The sequence below is a fragment of the Enterobacter cancerogenus genome, from assembly GCF_019047785.1.
Classification (GTDB): domain Bacteria; phylum Pseudomonadota; class Gammaproteobacteria; order Enterobacterales; family Enterobacteriaceae; genus Enterobacter; species Enterobacter cancerogenus.
In genome coordinates this window covers 28,164-45,933 of record NZ_CP077290.1, presented here as the reverse complement: position 1 = coordinate 45,933, position 17,770 = coordinate 28,164, and the positions used below count along the sequence as shown (strand labels likewise).

The window sequence follows — 17,770 nt, the reverse complement described above, 5'->3', positions numbered from 1 at the left end:
TAGCCCTCATCCATCGTGACGCATACTTGAGCGCTGACGCGCACGGTTTTGCTTGTCGAGTCTGTCAACTGCCTCCCGGAGTTGCCGGTCAAGGTCTGTACCCGGTGCAATGCCACCATTCAGGGTGATGTTATATTCTGGTTTGCTCTGGTCGACGTAGGTCTTCCCGGCAGGAACCGGCACCGGGTGATACCACTGAGAATCGCCAAATAACGGTGTTGGTCTGATAGTGGACTCTTTACCCGATCCCGTTGCGGCATTGGCTTTTGCGGCTTTCTGGTCAAGGTCGCTCGACTCTTTATTGATAACTCCGAGCTTTTCCAGCAGCCAGTTAACGCCGGTACGCAATGTATTAAAGCTTTTGAGCGGTAACATCAGCGCGTCGGCCAGCATCTTTCCGAACATCACACCCGCATTTTTGCAGCTGTCGAGCGTGTCCTGCGTCGACTTAACAGGTGCGATCAGGTCTTTAAACCACTGCCACGCCGCTTTAAGTTTGTCACCCAGCCAGTCAAAAACCGGCTTTAACGGTTCGAATAATTCCACTACAGGGGCAAAAGCCTGCTTTATCCCCTCCATTACGCCTGAGAAAAATGCGCTTATTGGTTCCCAGTATTTGCGGATAAGCAGCGCACCGGCGACGATGGCAACGCCAATAGCCACAATCGGCCAGGTAAGCGCCCCGAGCACGGTCATGATGGCTCCACCCACCACCGAGAAAACCGTCCCTAGCAGTGATGCACCGGCAATCAAAATATTAATGCCGGTAATGACCGGCCAGGCGACCAGACCAATTGCCCCGAGGATGCCAATAATTGCCAGTGCGCCGCCTGCTATGATGCCGATGGTTGACGCAAGTGTTTTGTTATTGGTGATCCAGCCGTCGAGCTTTAAAACATATTTCGTGGCGGTTTTAGTGAGTTCACGCAGTGAGCCCTCCTGCTGGTCAAACAGGTCAGTACCAACGGCCTCATAGGCTGACTGGAATTCTTTGAAATCGCCACCGAGGTTGTCCTGCATGATTTTGACCAGCTCAGCGGTTTTGCCGTCCGAGGCTTTAAACGCCGCCGTGAGCTGGTCGAGCTTACCGCTTGAGGCAGCGGTCATCAGTACCGCCGCCGCCGAGCTGGCTTCCTCACCAAAGATGGTTTTCATGTATTCGCCGCGCTGGCTTGTTCCGAGATTGTTTTTCTCAAAACTGCGCTGCATTTCTTTCAGAATGGCAAATATCGGGCGCGTGTTGCCCTTGCTGTCAGACGTTTTAACGCCGAGTTCTTTGATGGCCTCGTATGCCTTACCGGTCGGAGCTTGCAGGCGACTCAGGACGGCACGGCTGCCCGTTCCCGCCATCGAGCCGGTGATTTTGGCGTCATGGAGCGCGCCGACCATTGCGGCGGTCTGCTCGATACTGACCCCGGCATTTTTTGCCACCGGCGCAGCATACGTCAGCGCGTCGCTCAGCCCGTCAAAGTCAGCGGCCGTTTTGTTCATCGTCATCGACAGCACGTCGCCGATGTGTGCGAACTGGTCGTTTGACATCTGAAACGCGGATTTCATCCCCGTCAGCAGCGCGGCGTTTTCTTCCATCGAGCGACGGTTAGACAGCGCCATATTCAGCGTGACCGGCGTCGCCGCCTGAATCGCTGCGGCATCCCCGCCGCTTTTCGCAATGATAATCTGCGCGCTCGCCGCATCGTCTGCAGACGCAGCGGTATTGTCCCCGAGCTGTCGCGCCTGTTTGCGCAGCGCCTCCATTTCGGGCGACTGTTTTTCGACCCCGAGCACGGCCTGCAGCTCAGAGTTTTTCTGTGCAAAGTCATAACCGGGTGTGAGTAATTTTACTCCGGCCATCGTTCCCGCCGTGGCGATACCGACGCCCGCCGCGCCTGCCGCTGCAGCGCCTCCGGCAAGGGATTTACCGGCCTGATAACGCTCTTTAACGCGACTCAGTCGCGCCTGCTGTTGACTGACCCGCGCCAGCGCCCCGCGCTGCCGGTTGAGCTGCGCAGTTGTTTCACTGATGCTGGTTTTCAGGCGGCGCTCATCCGCCGACAGGGTTCTGGTATTAATACCAGCCCGCGCGAGCTCGGTGCGCTGGCGCTGCACCGACCGCCTGAGGCTGTTGTATTTGAGCTGCAGGTCAGCGGCGGATTTCTTTGCCGCCTCCATCGCCCGCGCCTGCGCTTTAGTGGGGTTTTCCGTGTTTTTAAACTGCACGGCCAGCGCGGCGGCTTCCTGTTTCGCCTTGTTAAGCGACTGGCCGGTCACGGCAAGCTGTGCGCTCGCTTTCCTGAATCCGTCAATCCGGGACGCCTGCGCATTCAGATCGCGCAGGCTGTTCTGAGAAGTGCGGATATCGCCGGCAAGGGTCTTGCTGGCAGTCTGGATAGACTTAAGCGGTCGGCTTGCCCGGTCAACTGCGTTCAGCAGTACCTCAATCCTGACGTTATTGCTCATGGTGGTGTCCGCTTCGCTGCAGCGCCTTGTCGCGCCATGTGATGAGCTCGGTCACGCTCAGTGAATAAAGCTCTGATGGCGGCCAGTGAAAAATCACCGCGATATCCGCCATCAGGTCATCAACCGAAAGGTTATCGGGGAATGTCAGCGAGCCGAAGATGGTGACAAAAAACCAACCACCTTACCGGCGAACAAAATCAGGTCTGACGCTTCCAGACGCATGACCTCATGCTCGGTGAGTGCCGGGTACGTCATACGCGGCAGCACTTTAATCAGCGCATCGACGTCTGAGTTTGCCAGTGAGGCCAGACTCACGCCGCGCAGAGTCCCGGCGTTGGGTTTGGTCACAGTCACCTGTTCGATTTTTTGCTCCCCGCGCATGACGGGATTATCGAGGATCACAATGTTCGGGTTTTCGGTTTCGGTGGTGGCGGTTTCGTTGATGTTTTCCATGATGTTGCTCTCTTTGAATCTGAGTAAGTGACCGGCCAGCCTGGCTGACCGGTTAACGGATTACAGGCCAATCGCCCGGCGGTGCTCAGCGAGACGGTCGACGCCGTCGACTTTCATCACCATGTTGATGACGTCAATCTCGATGACCTCTTTGCCGTCAATCGTGAGCTGGTAGTAAGAGCACTCGGTCGCGATTTTGGTCGTGCCGCTTTCGCCCTGTTTGTTTTCGCCGCCGTCGAACTCCTTATGACGGCCACGCATGACCACCTCAACGGCAGAAATAGCGCCAGTGTCATCGCGCTGGAATGAGCCGGTGAAGCGCAGCGGCACGCTATCCGCCCCCGGTGACGCGTACTGCGCCCACAGCTCGACGTCAGGCAGACCGCCCAGCGTCCACTCAAGCGACAGCGCGTCGTCATCGAGACCGAGGTCAATCGACACCGAGCCGGGCATCCCGCCGCCACGGTATTTCTCAAGCTTACGGGTCAGCTTTGGCAGGGTGACGGATTCAACGACGCCCATATAGCTGAGACCGTCGTTAAACATGTTCAGGTATTTCAGTTTGCGTGGTAACGCCATGCTCTGAGCTCCTTAGCTGTTGACCGAGTCTGACAGGTCTGCCAGATACGTATCGGTGATGCGCTGGCGCAGGGTCAGGTTTTCCAGCGGCGGGACGGGGGTGTAGTCGTAATCGATATACAGCTTCCCGGCTTTCAGGGTTTCCACGCTGTTCGACTCCGGGTCGTACCAGCACGTACCGTCAACGATATAGCCGTTGTTTTTCAGCTCGCGGAATTTGGCATTGATACCGGCGACAATGTCGCGGATAAGCGTTGCGGTAACGGGTTTATCAATCGCCCACGCGTGCGCCTCCGCCATCGTGTCGGCCAGCACCTGCGCCGTGCGGGTGTAGTTTTCAAACAGGAAAAGCGAGTCATCTGAGCAGGTACGGTTGCCCCAGAATTTAAAGCCGTCGTTACGGATGAGCGTTGTCACCCCGGCCTGATTTAACAGGTTCGCGTCAGTGGCCTTCTCCTGCAAATCCCATGAGACCGAGGTACTGACGCCGGTGACGCCATTCACGCCGACGTTAGAGAGCGTTTTGTGCCAGCCGGTCTCCTGGTCGATTTTGGCGCGCAGGCCGAGCGCGCGGGCGGTCGCCCATGCGGTCCGGGTTTCGTTTGTCGTGGTGTCCCATGCCAGAAAATCAGGGTGAATGACCATCAGCTCGCGCTGGCTGAAATTCTCACGGTATTTGATGGCGTCGGAAATGGTCTTGCAGCCCCACGCGCTCACGTAGCCGAATGCGCGCAGGCTCTGGCAGGTCGACGCAAGCGCGGTCGCCACTTCCTGCGTATCCAGCCCCGGCACGCCGAGAATGCGCGGCTTGACGCCGGTGACGGTTTTCGCCGTTAACAGCGCTTTCAGCCCGGTGTATTTGCCGTTTTCATCGGTCGCGCCAATGATGTTGGAAATGGTTTCTTTCTGCGCCGCTTCCGGGTCTTCCGGGTCGTCGATACCTTCGGGAACGCGCACCACCACAATGACCGGCTTGCACTGGTCGGCGATGGCCTGCAGGGATTTTGACAGCGTGCCTTTTTTCCCGGCTTTACCGATAGCTGTTTGCACACTGGTAATCAGCACCGGCTCGTTAAGTGGAAACGTCTTTTCGTCAGCATCGCTGGCCGTGCAGACCATGCCGATGATGGCCGTCGAGACGGTGGAAATGGTGCGCGTGCCATCGTTAATCTCGATGACCTCGACGCCGTGGTGATAGTCGCCCATTTGTTTAACTCCGTGGTAAAGGGGTGCGACTATTTTCTGTTGTGCGCGAGGCGCAAGAAACGTAATGCCGTTGGAGAAGGGGCAGTACAACGCGCAGTCAACCGGTGAAGCGTGCGGAAATGGTGATTGATCGTTTTCAGCGATCAATCTCCTGGAATTGATCGCTGATAACCATTATCAATGAAGGGATATTGTCGCTATCGTTTCGCCATTAACGAGGGAGCGAGAATGACGATATTACTCTGGGTTGGTGGTGGTCTGGCTGCATGGTGCCTCTTTGGCTTTTGCTGGCTCAGGCTGTTTGCCGGTGATGAAACTGAAAAAGACTATGAAGAATGCCCCTACGATTAAACACGCTTGACGCGGGTTTTTTTATTAATTCTTCGGTGGTAGCTCAGGCCATTCAATTTCTTCGGGCTTACTGGTATCAACTCTGTAAAGTAAAACCCGGTATTTCTTCCACGCTGATAGGCTGGCCTTTTCAGCATCAGTAGCCATCGACTCATCGACTGCGCCCTGCAGGACTGAAATTATCAGCCCCGCATCTTCAATGAGCTGTTTTCGGGTTTGTTCGGCAAGCGTCGTCGCATCAGGGCGGATATCGTAAAAAATACCATCCACATATTTGTAATTCCCTAAAACATCTACCGGCACACTCAGGGGGTCGACCTCATAGACATTGCGGCCTTCTTCCATCCCCATATACGAAACATCCTGCTCGTAAGCAACGACAATCCCGTCATCATCCAGAGAAACAGCACCTTTCCAGCCGGTTAAAGTTTCGTACCAGTCCCGGCCATGCTCATCATGAAAATAAAGTCCGGTACGCATTATTCCGCTTACTTCAATGTGTTCGTATTTATAAATAACTGGATTAATAAACGTATCCATATTTAATCCCCAATGTTAACCCATGCGCCAGTTTGCTTGTTCAGGTACTGCATTTGACGGAAATATACCCCTAGTTTTCGGCCATCACTTCTGCCGTCCATTTGAATACCCGTCACTACGCAACCGGCAGGTGACTCCCAGTTGCCAAACCACGCATCAGTCGGGTTTCTGATTTGTTGACCACCGCGGCGAATACCATTTACCACCCCATAACGCGCATCCGACTCTGCTTTTGTATACGCCTGACCTGCAGGGGTGTAATTCCCTTTCGGCTGGAAACGCCCGTCAGACTCGGCTTTTGTGTATGCGCCAGTCTTGGGCATATAGCCCGCATCAGATTGTGCTTTAGTATAATAACGCGCATCAAAATATCCGAAGTCAGATAAATTGAGTTTGCTGATTATTACTTCACCGTTATTGAGACTTACCCGGAAAGGTCTCAGGGCGTTGTAATTCCCCCACGGGTCATCTTTGTTTGTCAGCATCAAATAAAGGCTTCCGCCATCATTTCGCCAGAACGTCCCAAAAGCGCCATATGCTATGCGGTAACTATTGGCCGAACTTGATTGCACTTCCCCGCCTGCGCGTAAATAACCGCTAAATAGCCCTGCGCCGTTATACTGAAATTGTAACGAACCATCTTTACTTCGCTGAGAATAAAGGTGATAGCCGGTGTCGTCCCCCAGTTCAACTACTGTTGGCCGGTCAGCATTCCCCCAAAGGCGCAAGGTGGCATTTTTGTCAGAAGTATTTGAAGAAACAAAGGAAAACTTTTTGTCGTTTCCTGAATAAAACCCGCCAGTTTGCGAGGTGAAATTCCCTCGCGTTCTGACACCGGCGCTGGTACTTATTGCCAGCTCTTCCTGTGCATCAGTGCTCCCTGTCGCCAGACGATACTCGCCACCCTGAACGGTTTCATGCCAGATAGTATCCGTCCCGCCACCGCGCATTTTACGCAGATAATTTTTATTACCTGTAACAGCGTTGGAAAGTGCCGTCAGGTTATAGGTTGCCTGCGCTACTGAGTCCTGATTTAACGTTCCGGTCATGCTGTCGCCAGATTTACTGACTCGCTCACTGGCATTTTTATTTGCTGCAGCGGCATTGTCATTTGCGGCTTTAACGGCTTTCGGTGTCGCAGCCAGTGCCTCAGACGTGCTGTCGGTCTCGCTACTGAGTTGGACGATGCCCTTTTGCGCCGTGGTGGCGTCCTGAGCCGTGTATTTCCCTTTGGCAAGGTCATACGCCGCCTTAACCGCTTTCGGCGTCGCTGCGAGCGCCTCAGACGTGCTGTCGGTCGCGCTGCTGAGCTGGACGATGCCCTTTTGCGCCGTGGTGGCGTCCTGAGCCGTGTATTTCCCTTTGGCAAGGTCATACGCCGCCTTAACCGCTTTCGGCGTCGCTGCGAGCGCCTCAGACGTGCTGTCGGTCGCACTGCTTAGCTGAGTGAAACCCTTTGCAGTGAGGGTGGCGTCAGGATGGCGGCGGGACTGCTCATGCTCCGCGAGCTTGTCGTCAACGTAGTCCTGCGTAGCCATTACCGTTGAGGTGTCAATGGTCAGCTCGACTGACTCGATGTCGCTCACCATGATGACCATTCGAACGGTCTGCGCGCGGCCTGAGCCCTCTGCCAGCGCTGGCTTGTAGCTTTCGGCCATGTTACCGACTGCAATCAGCGTGCCGGTGTCATCATAGAGCCCGAGCTCGCGCATCCAGAAACCGCCGGTTTCAGGCGGGATAAGCAGTTCTGCCACGACATAATTTTTATTTTTCCTGTCCTGGCTGATTTTGTTCAGTGTGTGACGCCAGACCTCTTTGACAAGCTTTGTCTGGTTAGGGTCTGGCACTGGTAGCGTGCCGCCACCGTCACCCACGGCCATCGCCGTAAAATTCACCTTTTTCCCGTTCGGGACGGTCGCCGCCGCGAGTTTTTCCGCACCGGCTTTGGTGATGACCGTTTTGTATTTCACTGTCATTGTGCTCTCACTTATCCGGGGTAAACCGTGATGATGTCACCGTCATAGCTCAGGGCACCGGTGTACAGATAGCCGGGAATGTCCTGAATAATATTGAGGCCGATTAAATGGCGGCTGGCTGGCTTTGCATCGGCAATAAGCCGCTCCATTTCGTAGTACATTTCCTCGGTGATGCCCGTCTCTAACACGCCGATATCGAGGCGAAACGTGCCGGGTGGGTCGTTTGTTTGCCACCACTCAGAGACGTTAATCAGATAGCCGAGCGGCTCCACCACGCGGCGCACTGCGCCAATCGTCCCCTTGTGTGCGTGGATGTACCACGCCGCGCGGATCACGTCCCTTTTTGTAGCCTCCGGCCAGCTCTCATCCCAGCGGTCAACGGAAAACGCCCACGCCAGCCATGGCAGCAGATTTGCCGGGCAGTCGTCAGGACTCCAGAGTCGGCGCAGGGGGACGGGAGTATTTTCGATTTCAGCGCAGGCGCGCGCCGCCGCCACCTCAAGCGGCGACGAGCCCACCGGCAACAGTCGGGTATTATTCATCGTTGCCCCCGATGGTCACGCTGTACTCGGTGCACCATGACGCCTGCGTGTCATCGAGCACGATGTCGGCCACCGGCGCGGCCAGCTCAACGCGCTGTACCCCCTCGACGTGGAGCGCGGCATAAATTGCAGATTTGCGGATATCACGCCCGAGCCGGTGCTGCGCGGTGATATACGCCTGCAGCTTTGCTTTTGCCGCACTGAGTACCGGCTCACTTTCGGGACCGGGATAAAGGTAAAGCGATGCGGTGATTTTATAGTCTACAATGTTCGCCGACTGCACGGTCACGCGGTCAGCGACCGGCCTGACGTCCTCATCGTTCAGCGCGGTGTGCACGATGGCGAGCAGCTCGTCAGAAGCTATCCCGTTATTTTCGCGTGACAGCACCGTGACCGTGACACACGCAGGCGCGGGACTGATGACCGAAATATCGGCGACACGCCCGTCAGCGCTGCGGCCATGAAACTGATATGAGCCGACAGAGCCTGCGGTACTCAGCCCCTCAAATGCCTGTTGAATGCGCAGACGATAGTCTGTGTCCGACTCCATCACGGCAGGCGTTGGCGGTAACGTGGTGTTGTCTGCAGGCGTGATAACAAGGCGCTTGACGTTGTAATTTGCGCCTATCTGGTCGAGGTCTGCGCCAGTGGCGTAGGCCAGCATGACCGCGCGCGCGGCCTCGTTGACGCGCTGTCGCCAGATTACTTCCCGGTAGGCGTTTTCTTCCAGCAGCTTAAGAATCGGCTCTGATTCAAGCATCAGCGTGCGCGCAACGGCCTCCTGTTGTTCCTCGGGATAAAGCGAGACGAGCGTCGCCTTTCGCTCGCTCAGGATGGTTTCATAGTCCAGTTCCTCCACGACGTCAGGCGCGGCGAGCTGGTTAAGGTCAACAATTGCCATAGCGTTTAACTCAGTGGAATGGTGAGTGAAAAAGGCTGGCCGCCGGTGGAGCGGGTGCCGGTGATGTCGACATACAGCCCGCCGTCGGTCTCCGCCCGTTCAAAGGTGATGGTCGAGAGATTTACGCGGGGCTCCCACTTCTGGATCGCGGAATAGCACGCGGCCATAATCTGCAGGCGCAGCGCCGGGGTCTGCGGCTGGTCAATCATTTGCGACAGAAGCGAGCCGTATTCACGACGCATGACGCGCGACCCAACCGGTGTGACCAGAATGTTGCGCACGCTTTGCCGGATATGCTCAACCTCAGAGATACTGAGGCCGGTCTGGCTGTTCATTCCTAGATAACGCACCGTCATTTAGTGCCCTCCGTCCAGCTTCCGCCCCGTTCGACGCCGCCGTGGTCGTGGTCATCCACCTGCACGCCGTTTGAGGTAAATGTCCCGCCGGTATGCTCGATGTTCCCGGACATCTTCCCGCCTTTCTGCACTTCGAGCGTGCCGGTCGTCAGCTTGTTGGTGCATACCACCTCGGGCGTATCGAGCGTGATGCGGGTTTCGGCTTTTACCAGTACCAGCGGCACGGTGGCCGTGATGGAATCCGACGCGGTGACGTCGGCGGTTTTGATACCGGACACGGTGAGCGCGCCGTTTTCGGGCTCGTACTCGAAGACCGCGCCATCAGGAAAAGTAACGTGAAGCGCATCGGGTGAGGCTGACGGCGCGGGATGGTCATCAGAGAAAATGCCCGGCAACACAAAGGCAGTATCGAGCTCTCCGCCGATGGCCAGCAATAACACCTGCTCACCTACCGAGGGAGCCCACCACACGCGAGAGCGACCGGCGCGACAGGTGAGCCAGTTAAGCCAGGTGGTTTGCATACCGCCGGTCTGGACACGACACACCCCCTCGTCGAGGTCTACGTCGGTCACAATGCCGGTGCGGATAAGGTTGCGGATCGCGCGTGCGATTTCCTGCAGAGAATTTAAATTATTCATGGGGAAAGGATGCCGCCGGACGAGGCCTGCGGCAATCGAGGTGGGTTTTGTGGCGGATGCAACAACAACCAATTTTTCACTACAAAAGTCGGAAAATGTCTACCTGATTTAAATCATTTGCTACATAATGAAATATATGAATGTTATTTGAAAACACATAGTTTTCATGATGAAACTAAACCTATTTTTTTAGCAGGTAATAATGAACAAATCAGAACATTGCAAAGAAGTATATGCTTATTTTGGATTAGCCATGTTCCGTGCACAATGCGTTGAACAATCAATAATCCAATTGCTTATTTTTTTAGTTTTCTTTAAAGAAAACGCAACGAAAATCTCGTCAGCAGAAAAGTGGGAATTGGAATTTGATAATTTTGATAAAACCTTGTCAAAAAAAACCATGGGACATCTTTTAGGCGCATTAAGGGAGTTAGGTGTGCTAAATGAAGTGATCGAAAACACGCTATTAAAAGCTTTGATCAAGAGAAATTGGCTGGCGCATGGTTATTTTGTCGATCGCGCCATTGAATTTTTAAACGAAAGTGGTCGAAATAAAATGATCGGCGAACTTGAGAGTATTATAGATTTATTTAACTTAGCCGAAGACTTTCTCCAGCCAATCTCGAAAAGACTTGCATTGCAGTATGGCTTAACTGATGACAAGTTAGAAAAAATGAAAAAGGAAATTTACCCATCGGAAATTGATGATATGTAACAAATGAAATTAGGCACTGCCCACAAATCTATTCATAATAAATTTCAATTCATAGATATTGAAAAACAGCACCAATTTATCTCATGAAAAACCTGAAATATCTTGTTCAAGCTCCTTAACTGATGAGTTTATTTTATACTTAAACGTCCTTGCTATTGATGCTGCACTCAATCTATCTGCCTTTTCCTTACCTATCCATAATGAAATAATTCCTCTTTGTTGTTCTATAGATAGGTCATCAAAATTCGGGATGTATTTATGTGAACTTTTCTCTCCTCGTCGCCATTCATAATATGTTTTAACCAATGATTTGGGTTTAATATCTGCATTTAATTCAAAACGTTTCACTAAGTTAGCAATAGTATGATTTACGGCTCTAAGCTGAGCTGTAGTTGAAATCTGAGAAAAATAAGCAACCCACCCCATTCTCTTACCATTAAAAATACATCCAGTAATTCGTAGATTAAGCTTCCACTGGCAATATGCTAATGCTTTGTCTTTTTCTTTTTTACTTTCAGCCCTAACAAGAGCATGTCTATAAGCAGTAAATATTTTTGCCAGAGATGACTCAAATCTTAATATGCTGTCTTTTTTGATGCTGATACCCTTATCGCTAATCTCGTACCCCAGAAAATTGAAAGGATCGCTCAGCATGCCTACTACAGATTTAGAACCATCTTCTCCAAGCGGATGAGGTGAGAGACCAATCTTTATCAATTTTTTGATAATTATATTGGCTACATCAGATGCTCGCCCAATAGGGCTAAGCACTAAAATATCATCAACGTATCGTTTATACCATATATCTTTGATACATTCGATTTCAGCATCTATTTTTTGCAGGGCGATTTCCGCTAAAATATTTGAGATCGATAAACCTTGAGGAACCCCTCTTAAACATGCTGAACTTCCTTTACCACCTCTTGACTCATTAACTGTAGGAGTGGAAATAGCCTTATTAATTAGCTGGCGAAACTCAGATTTCCTAATTTTTTGTTTAATTGACGCTGTTATTAATTCATGTGGTATTGATGGGTAAAAATTTTTAAGATCGATCTTAGCAAATTCGTAATAATTACCAGAATTAACAGCGCTATTAAGTGACTCAATCACAACTTGAGGTAACGATAGTTTTGCATCAGGATATACGCTTACTAAAGCATCGCATAGAGCTCGTAATGTTATACGATCCCGTACAGTAGGTATTGATATTTGTCTCGGGAAAGAATGAGCACCTTTAGAAATCAGTTTTTCTTTGTAGGCTGTAAATTTATAACTGCCATTAAAAACCTTCCGAGATATTAGAGCTACCTCTTTAGCGCACTCCTTTTCAAACGAACCTGGTCTAACCCTATCAATACCGATTGCACCAGTCTCTTTAATTTTATCAAAATATAAAGATCTCAGGTACTTTTCACTAAAACATTTCTTAAATGCCCGAGCCGCATTGCTCATAAAGACACCATCCAATTAATAGTGGAGCGAGATATATCAAGAATAATATCATATACTTAATCACGCAAGTAATGTATACATGCGCAAACTCTTTCCAATCAGGTTTGCGAGTAGTTAAATTCCTAAAGTTTCTCACTCGAAAAACTTTATCATCCATATCGCTGTGATTATCTACCTCATCAAGCAACTCATCATATTTAACTATATCTTCGCTTTCTACCTGCCCTCTGGTATAGATTACATTATAAAGTTTTTGCAACGCCAAATAATTACTGCGCATATTAATTGCACGACCGCGAAAATTTCTGTTTGCAACGGATAATGACACACCAAGCAAAGCAATGGATAAAATGGCACTAAATATATCTGTATTACTCCCTAACAGAGTGGGGAAACGTATAACAACAACCGCCAGTGCCGCACCCAGCACTGCATACCAAACTAAAATAAACTGAGAATGAGAATCCATCCATTCCAAGCGATGGTATGCTTGAATTCTTGCTTTATAAGTAAACCATACTTTATCTAACATGAGATGACTCCATTTAAAAGAAGAGAGAGGCAGGAGGGTTTGGATACTTTGAACATCCCGTAGGATCATGAGTCAAACTCAACAGCTCACGCTGTTCTTTATCAGAGCCGCCCTTACCTGAAGTAAGAGGAAATGCCTGCCTCTCTCAGCTTTTATATACCATGACCTTGCCTATGAATCAACTTACAATGATAAAACAAATACGGCAATAATGTTCTAAAACATTATATGAAATATTTTATTTTTTATAGTAAACCTCCTCCATTTTTTTAAAAATGAAATTCTCAATAGAACGTAAATCTTCCCTACAAAATCCTAATAGCTGTCGCTCCGAGTAGCGCATAACCTGAGCACGAGGGTTTGGCCGGTCTTTGAGGCCGTATTGATGGACACGCGCGATACGTTGCACTTTGCCGGTAAATTCCACCACGGCACTGTTTTCACGGCCACTGGCTTTCATGTACCGGCTCGTGCGCAGCTTCTGAAACATCGCCCGTTTAATCCGCCCGGTCTTAGCCCTGAGAGGCTGACGCTTTCGCGCCTGGTAAGGTGAGCCGTCCGGTGCTTTTTGCTGTTTAATCCGTTGCTGTTGCGACTTGCGCAGCTCCTTTGCAATGTCACCGGCAAGCTTTCGACGCCCTGCGGGTGACAGGGCAGCAAGCAGCCCGGCGAGCTGGTTGTCAAAAGGCTTAAAGTCACTCATCCCATTTGTTCACCAGTTCGCCGTTGATATATAGCTCCTTTGGCCGGGTGACCGGCTCAGGTAGCGGTGGCTCAGGGGCATAGCTGACATGCAGCGCGCCGTTTTCCTCCTTGATGAGGGTGCGCTCGGTGAGCTGCAGGCTGATGCTAATGTCGACACTGTCCTCGTCGTTTAAATCCATCTGGAAACGGTAGCCCTTTTTGCGGCCGTCATCGAGCGTGCAGATATCCGGCTGATTCTCACGCAACCATGCGGCCACCGGCACGAATATCAAATCGGGGTCACCCACAAAGTCACACACTATCACATTCAGTGTGTAAATTTTCTCATGCGACAGCGAGGCCGCGAGCCGCGCATCGATATTCCCCTCATCTGCAAAGATGCGCATCATTTCGGGGTTTGTTTCAAGCTGCGGAACGGCTTTAATCAGCGCTTCGCGCAGGCTGCGTGCTTTCTTCATCGAGTTTATCCTGACAGTCTTTGACGGTTTCAACCTGCAGCGCGCAGGCGGCCAGCGCGTGCTCTAGCCTGCGAATATCGGCACTCAGGTCGCCATTAGTGGCCGGGTCGCTTCCCGGCATCGGGCAATAGCTCACCTTCGGGCAGGCGCTGTAAACAATGACCGGCGGAGGCGCAGGCGTTGCGGGTGTGCAGCCGACGCACAACATCAGGCAGCTCAGCGCTATACCAGCGGCGTAGGGTTTCATTCTCATTTATCAGCCTCGTAATTGTTTCTTCACGCCGCACGGCCATCGCACCGGCGGCCAGCAGTTCGCCGCGTAAACTGACCTGCGCGGTTTCATTTCGCCTGGCAATTCCCTGCGAAACGGAAAGCTGATTTTTCAGCATTACGATCGCGGTTTTTTGTTCGGTCGCGACCCTGTTCGCCCGTTCAAAAGAGCGCGTCAGGTTGCCGTTTTCATGACGCTGCCAGAGCACAACCGCCATCAGCGCGGCCAGTAAAAACAACATCAGTTTCATTCAATCCCCCTGAGGCAGTAGGCACGCTCGCGCGCGCGGCGATTTTCCAGTCCTTTGTTAATTTCGCCTTTCACGTAAACCCAGCGGGGGAGCTGGTCGCACACCTGCCACCATTGATGACGCTTGATATACGAGACCATCGTCGACCGGCAGGCCGCGCCGGTTCCCACGTTGAATGAGAAGCTGACCAGCGCGTCGTAAATGTGCTGCGGCATTTCCACAGGCACGCAGACAGCAAGACGTTTCTCGACGTTCAGCACATCCGCGACGAGACTCGCCGCCGCCTGCCGTTCGGTGATTTCCCCCTTCGGCACGACGCCTGCAGTGTGGCCGATGCCTGACGTCCACACTCCCGCGCTGCACTGGTAAGGCGTCAGGCGACAACCTTCGAGGTCGGCAATCAGCGCCAGCCCCTCGGGCGAGGTGTTAAGCAGACGAAACTCAGGCATCAGTGCCGCCAGCGCCAGCACTGCGGCCACACTGCAACGTTTAACGATTGATTTCACGAATAGCCCCCTTGTCGAGTCCGAGTGACGTCAGATAGAGGTACGTTTTGCGCTTAAACCAGTAGTTCGTCAGCGCGGTAAAAATGGCGCATCCGCCGCCCACGTAAAGCGCCATCTTTTCGGGCGACATTGCGCCGAGGTACGCCAGCGCGACGGCCAGCCAGTAGGCGATAAACGTGGTGATTTTCTCCATACTCAGTCCCATAGATTCACCGTTTCGGTTCTGGCCGCGCTGTCGGTCTCTGGCAGTTCAATTGCCGTGCCGTGCGGCAGGATGACGCCGAGCTCAGACAGACCGGGATTCGCTTCTAAGACGGTTTCGACCACGCCCTCGGTGCGCCCGTAGTACCGCACACAAATCGCGTCGAGGGTGTCGCCCTGTAGCGCATACGCTTTCATCAGATTTGCCCCACAATGCAGCGCGCTTTGTCCTGGATGCGCGCCACAGACCAGCGCATATCCCGCCACATTTCATCGATAGTGCTGTCGATGCTGTCGGCCTTTTTGTCACCTTTGGCGGTCGCATCCACGCCGCGAAAACGCTCGTAAAGCGTGGCGGTCGTCATTGCACACACGGCGTTGAAGTAGTGGAAAACACGCACACTTTCGCCGTCGAGCCTGTCGGTCGGGACATCCGCCAGCGTGGCGTAACCGGCATCAAGCTGACGCTCGCGCCATTCGCCCAGCTCCGCGTTCGTCTCTGCGATGGCGGTCTTAATTGCCCGGCGCAGGCGCACAGGGGAAACGGTCTGCTCTAAACGCATTTCCTCACGCACCCGCTTCGGGTCAACATCAGGAAAAAACGGGGTGTTTTTGATTACCGGCTCGCTCACGCCAGGCGGCGGTATCACCACGCCCAGCACATCCTGCGGCTCTTTTTTTGGCTCAATAATCAGCGTCGTCATGACAACCTCGGGTAATGGGTGGGCGGTGGACGCCGGTCGCAGTCAGGGCAATGAATACCCGCATTGACCGGCGTGCCGCCCGGCTCGGGGAGCGCTCGGTTAACCTGCGGCTTTTGCCGCCTTTGGTGGACGCCCGCGCCGTGCCGCCGGTTTAGCGGCGACTTTGCGCGTGCGCGGTTGAGTCGTTTTGGTTTTCGGTGCCGGTTTGGGTTTTGGCCTGAGCTGGCGCTCTAGCTGCTCGATATCTTTTCGTACGCCGATGGTGCTTTCTAACTGGATCGCACGCTGCAGGTGCGCCAGCGCCTCCGGCAGTTGCTTTGCATCACGCAGCACGTAGCCGGTGATTTTGTGCAGCTTCGCACGCACGATATCGGGCATATCCGCGCGTTCAGTCAGCGCGATAGTGTCGAGCAGGTTCGCCTGATTGACCGGCTGTTTTGCCGTCAGCAGGCGCTGCGCGGCCAGTACCACTTCTTCGGCCAGCAGGCACGGCGTCGGACGGCGACCGACCGGCATGGTGAGGCCATAGGTCATGGCGTAACGGGCGATTTCCAGCGCCCCGGCGATATCGTCAGCATCGAGACGCCAGAGCATCACCGTCATGACGATGTCATCCTGCGCGCCTTTGCCGTTTTCGAGTACGCCAGCGACCCACGGCAGATAGAACGGCAGCAGCTCGCGCTTTTTCGCGGCTTTGCGCTCTTTGGAGCTGATTTGTTTTAGCGTGCGGTTGTCTGCGGCCAGCTTAACGAGCATCTGCTCATAGGCAGTTGCATTGCGCAGCGGGACAGCAGCCCGCCGCGCTGTTTCAGAGGCCGAGACCCGCATCATGTGACGCGCTGCGGGACTCGTCATGGCTTACTCCCCGCTTTCCGGCACTGCAGGTGCAGTGAAGTCACCGAGCTTGATGTTTTCAATCAGGCAACCGGCGGCGTAAGCCTCGACCACATAATCAACATTCATTGACTCGTAGTTTTCGATGCGGTCTTTCTTCGGGTTCTCGATGATGCTGCGGCGGTGCGCGTCATCCATGAAGTAGACAGACAGGTTGTCGAGACGCGTCACCATCAGGGCATTTGCCGGGAAGTAAGGCACGCGCACGGCAGGCAGGTTGCCGATACGTTTCTGGCTGATGATGATGTCAGCGGCCAGCGACTCGGTGTTTTCCTGCTCTTTGTTGACGATAGGGAAATACTTATCCGCCATCAGCTTACGGCCAGTGATGACAACCAGCTCCGGGTCATCCTGATAAATCTCGTCAATCAGGTTGCCGGTGGCATCCATGACCAGCGCGTCGAGGTTCGCATAGTCGCCGTTCTTACCCACGCGGATCACGTCGGAAATCACTGCACCTTCTTCGTTGGTGATTTTGGACATCACGCGCGCTGGCGCTTCTTTGCGGTACTTCTGCAGCCAGCCGATCGCCACGTCCTGCAGCAGTGGATATTTTTTTCGGTCGGACGTCGCCGCGCGATCGATGCCGTTGAAACCGGCCATGATGAAATCCAGCGACTGACGTTTAATGATGGCGTCACGGATACGGGTCTGGAAGTCCTGGAATCGCGCCCACAGGTCGAGCTGTTTATAGCGGATATGGAAATCGAAGTTAATCTGGTCACACTCGTATTTGAATGACTCCAGCGCGGTGAAATCAGCGGTCTTACGCTCATCATCACCGGCGGTGTCGGCAGTGCTCGCAATCGTACCGTTAACGCCAACCCCGACTTTTTCGCCTTTCAGCTCGTCGACCGGCACGATGTTGATTTTGGTCAGAAACGCGGATGACATCTGCAGGGTCGTCATCAGGGTTTGCGTGACCGACGGCTCGACGGTGAATTTCTTATCCACGTCATCGGTGGAAATACCGTTCAGCTCCGCGACGCGGGACAGATAGGCATTAAATTTGAAGCGGGTATCTTTACGCATGGTTTTTCCTGTTCGGGTAAAAGGGTTCAGGCCGGGCAGCACGCCCGG

Annotated in this window: 25 protein-coding genes; 2 read left to right on the top strand and 23 right to left on the bottom strand. The window is 53.2% G+C overall.

Features of this window, described 5'->3' with window-relative positions:
- Positions 1-6 precede the first annotated feature (6 nt).
- From I6L58_RS00260 to I6L58_RS00240, 5 genes are read right to left on the bottom strand one after another with little or no spacing between them, the layout of a single operon-like run.
- Positions 7-2,457, bottom strand: a complete 2,451-nt coding sequence (locus I6L58_RS00260; protein WP_088208339.1) for a phage tail tape measure protein — start codon at positions 2,455-2,457, stop codon at positions 7-9.
- The gene (locus tag I6L58_RS00255; RefSeq protein WP_063308668.1) at positions 2,447-2,569 is read right to left on the bottom strand and encodes a GpE family phage tail protein; all 123 of its coding nucleotides are present in this window, start codon (positions 2,567-2,569) and stop codon (positions 2,447-2,449) included. The genes I6L58_RS00260 and I6L58_RS00255 overlap by 11 nt, the downstream gene beginning before the upstream one ends.
- A 32-nt stretch (positions 2,570-2,601) precedes the next feature.
- A complete protein-coding gene (locus I6L58_RS00250; protein ID WP_038421047.1) occupies positions 2,602-2,910 on the bottom strand; it encodes a phage tail assembly protein in 309 nt (102 codons plus the stop codon).
- Positions 2,911-2,970: 60 nt separating this feature from the next.
- Positions 2,971-3,489, bottom strand: a complete 519-nt coding sequence (locus tag I6L58_RS00245; protein ID WP_088208338.1) for a phage major tail tube protein — start codon at positions 3,487-3,489, stop codon at positions 2,971-2,973.
- A gap of 12 nt (positions 3,490-3,501) precedes the next feature.
- Complete coding sequence (locus tag I6L58_RS00240) at positions 3,502-4,695, bottom strand: phage tail sheath protein (protein WP_088208337.1); 1,194 nt, start codon at positions 4,693-4,695, stop codon at positions 3,502-3,504.
- Positions 4,696-4,923: 228 nt separating this feature from the next.
- Between I6L58_RS00240 and I6L58_RS22985 the strand changes: the two genes are divergently transcribed.
- Positions 4,924-5,046, top strand: a complete 123-nt coding sequence (locus I6L58_RS22985; RefSeq protein WP_254915563.1) for a hypothetical protein — start codon at positions 4,924-4,926, stop codon at positions 5,044-5,046.
- A gap of 24 nt (positions 5,047-5,070) precedes the next feature.
- Here the strand turns inward: I6L58_RS22985 and I6L58_RS00235 are convergent, their stop codons facing one another.
- Genes I6L58_RS00235 through I6L58_RS00210 form a run of 6 tightly spaced genes read right to left on the bottom strand, consistent with a single transcriptional unit; the run spans position 5,071 to position 9,999 of the window.
- A complete protein-coding gene (locus I6L58_RS00235; protein WP_032609376.1) occupies positions 5,071-5,586 on the bottom strand; it encodes a tail fiber assembly protein in 516 nt (171 codons plus the stop codon).
- Positions 5,587-5,588: 2 nt separating this feature from the next.
- Positions 5,589-7,562 (bottom strand): phage tail-collar fiber domain-containing protein, encoded by a 1,974-nt coding sequence (locus I6L58_RS00230; RefSeq protein ID WP_254082140.1) that lies wholly within the window; start codon positions 7,560-7,562, stop codon positions 5,589-5,591.
- An 11-nt stretch (positions 7,563-7,573) separates the two neighbouring features.
- Positions 7,574-8,104, bottom strand: coding sequence for a phage tail protein I (locus I6L58_RS00225; protein WP_032609378.1), 531 nt, complete (start codon positions 8,102-8,104; stop codon positions 7,574-7,576).
- Positions 8,097-9,005, bottom strand: coding sequence for a baseplate assembly protein (locus I6L58_RS00220; RefSeq protein ID WP_088208336.1), 909 nt, complete (start codon positions 9,003-9,005; stop codon positions 8,097-8,099). The genes I6L58_RS00225 and I6L58_RS00220 overlap by 8 nt, the downstream gene beginning before the upstream one ends.
- A gap of 5 nt (positions 9,006-9,010) precedes the next feature.
- On the bottom strand, positions 9,011-9,361 hold the full coding sequence (locus I6L58_RS00215; RefSeq protein WP_088208335.1) for a GPW/gp25 family protein: 351 nt from the start codon (positions 9,359-9,361) through the stop codon (positions 9,011-9,013).
- On the bottom strand, positions 9,358-9,999 hold the full coding sequence (locus tag I6L58_RS00210; RefSeq protein ID WP_088208334.1) for a phage baseplate assembly protein V: 642 nt from the start codon (positions 9,997-9,999) through the stop codon (positions 9,358-9,360). The genes I6L58_RS00215 and I6L58_RS00210 overlap by 4 nt, the downstream gene beginning before the upstream one ends.
- A gap of 202 nt (positions 10,000-10,201) precedes the next feature.
- Between I6L58_RS00210 and I6L58_RS00205 the strand changes: the two genes are divergently transcribed.
- Entirely contained in the window at positions 10,202-10,714 is a 513-nt protein-coding gene (locus I6L58_RS00205; RefSeq protein WP_088208333.1) for a hypothetical protein, read from the top strand.
- 81 nt (positions 10,715-10,795) lie between these two features.
- Here the strand turns inward: I6L58_RS00205 and I6L58_RS00200 are convergent, their stop codons facing one another.
- From I6L58_RS00200 to I6L58_RS00150, 12 genes are all read right to left on the bottom strand, one after another.
- On the bottom strand, positions 10,796-12,169 hold the full coding sequence (locus I6L58_RS00200; RefSeq protein ID WP_088208332.1) for a reverse transcriptase domain-containing protein: 1,374 nt from the start codon (positions 12,167-12,169) through the stop codon (positions 10,796-10,798).
- Positions 12,144-12,701, bottom strand: a complete 558-nt coding sequence (locus tag I6L58_RS00195; RefSeq protein ID WP_062934582.1) for an SLATT domain-containing protein — start codon at positions 12,699-12,701, stop codon at positions 12,144-12,146. Before I6L58_RS00195 ends, I6L58_RS00200 begins: the two co-directional genes overlap by 26 nt.
- 238 nt (positions 12,702-12,939) lie before the next feature.
- A complete protein-coding gene (locus I6L58_RS00190) occupies positions 12,940-13,404 on the bottom strand; it encodes a phage virion morphogenesis protein (protein WP_088208331.1) in 465 nt (154 codons plus the stop codon).
- A complete protein-coding gene (locus tag I6L58_RS00185) occupies positions 13,397-13,864 on the bottom strand; it encodes a phage tail protein (RefSeq protein ID WP_088208330.1) in 468 nt (155 codons plus the stop codon). Before I6L58_RS00185 ends, I6L58_RS00190 begins: the two co-directional genes overlap by 8 nt.
- Positions 13,827-14,072, bottom strand: a complete 246-nt coding sequence (gene lysC, locus I6L58_RS00180) for an Rz1-like lysis system protein LysC (RefSeq protein ID WP_080940381.1) — start codon at positions 14,070-14,072, stop codon at positions 13,827-13,829. Before lysC ends, I6L58_RS00185 begins: the two co-directional genes overlap by 38 nt.
- On the bottom strand, positions 13,960-14,385 hold the full coding sequence (gene lysB, locus I6L58_RS22830; protein ID WP_088208329.1) for an Rz-like lysis system protein LysB: 426 nt from the start codon (positions 14,383-14,385) through the stop codon (positions 13,960-13,962). Before lysB ends, lysC begins: the two co-directional genes overlap by 113 nt.
- Positions 14,382-14,891, bottom strand: a complete 510-nt coding sequence (locus I6L58_RS00175; RefSeq protein ID WP_088208328.1) for a lysozyme — start codon at positions 14,889-14,891, stop codon at positions 14,382-14,384. Before I6L58_RS00175 ends, lysB begins: the two co-directional genes overlap by 4 nt.
- The gene (locus I6L58_RS00170; protein ID WP_017382980.1) at positions 14,875-15,096 is read right to left on the bottom strand and encodes a phage holin family protein; all 222 of its coding nucleotides are present in this window, start codon (positions 15,094-15,096) and stop codon (positions 14,875-14,877) included. The genes I6L58_RS00175 and I6L58_RS00170 overlap by 17 nt, the downstream gene beginning before the upstream one ends.
- A complete protein-coding gene (locus tag I6L58_RS00165; RefSeq protein ID WP_017382979.1) occupies positions 15,087-15,290 on the bottom strand; it encodes a tail protein X in 204 nt (67 codons plus the stop codon). The genes I6L58_RS00170 and I6L58_RS00165 overlap by 10 nt, the downstream gene beginning before the upstream one ends.
- A complete protein-coding gene (locus I6L58_RS00160) occupies positions 15,290-15,796 on the bottom strand; it encodes a head completion/stabilization protein (RefSeq protein WP_088208327.1) in 507 nt (168 codons plus the stop codon). The genes I6L58_RS00165 and I6L58_RS00160 overlap by 1 nt, the downstream gene beginning before the upstream one ends.
- A gap of 99 nt (positions 15,797-15,895) precedes the next feature.
- Positions 15,896-16,651 carry a phage terminase small subunit gene (locus I6L58_RS00155; protein ID WP_088208326.1) on the bottom strand — a complete coding sequence of 252 codons (756 nt, stop codon included), beginning with the start codon at positions 16,649-16,651 and terminating at the stop codon, positions 15,896-15,898.
- A gap of 3 nt (positions 16,652-16,654) precedes the next feature.
- Complete coding sequence (locus I6L58_RS00150; RefSeq protein WP_088208325.1) at positions 16,655-17,722, bottom strand: phage major capsid protein, P2 family; 1,068 nt, start codon at positions 17,720-17,722, stop codon at positions 16,655-16,657.
- Between the last annotated feature and the right edge of the window lie 48 nt (positions 17,723-17,770).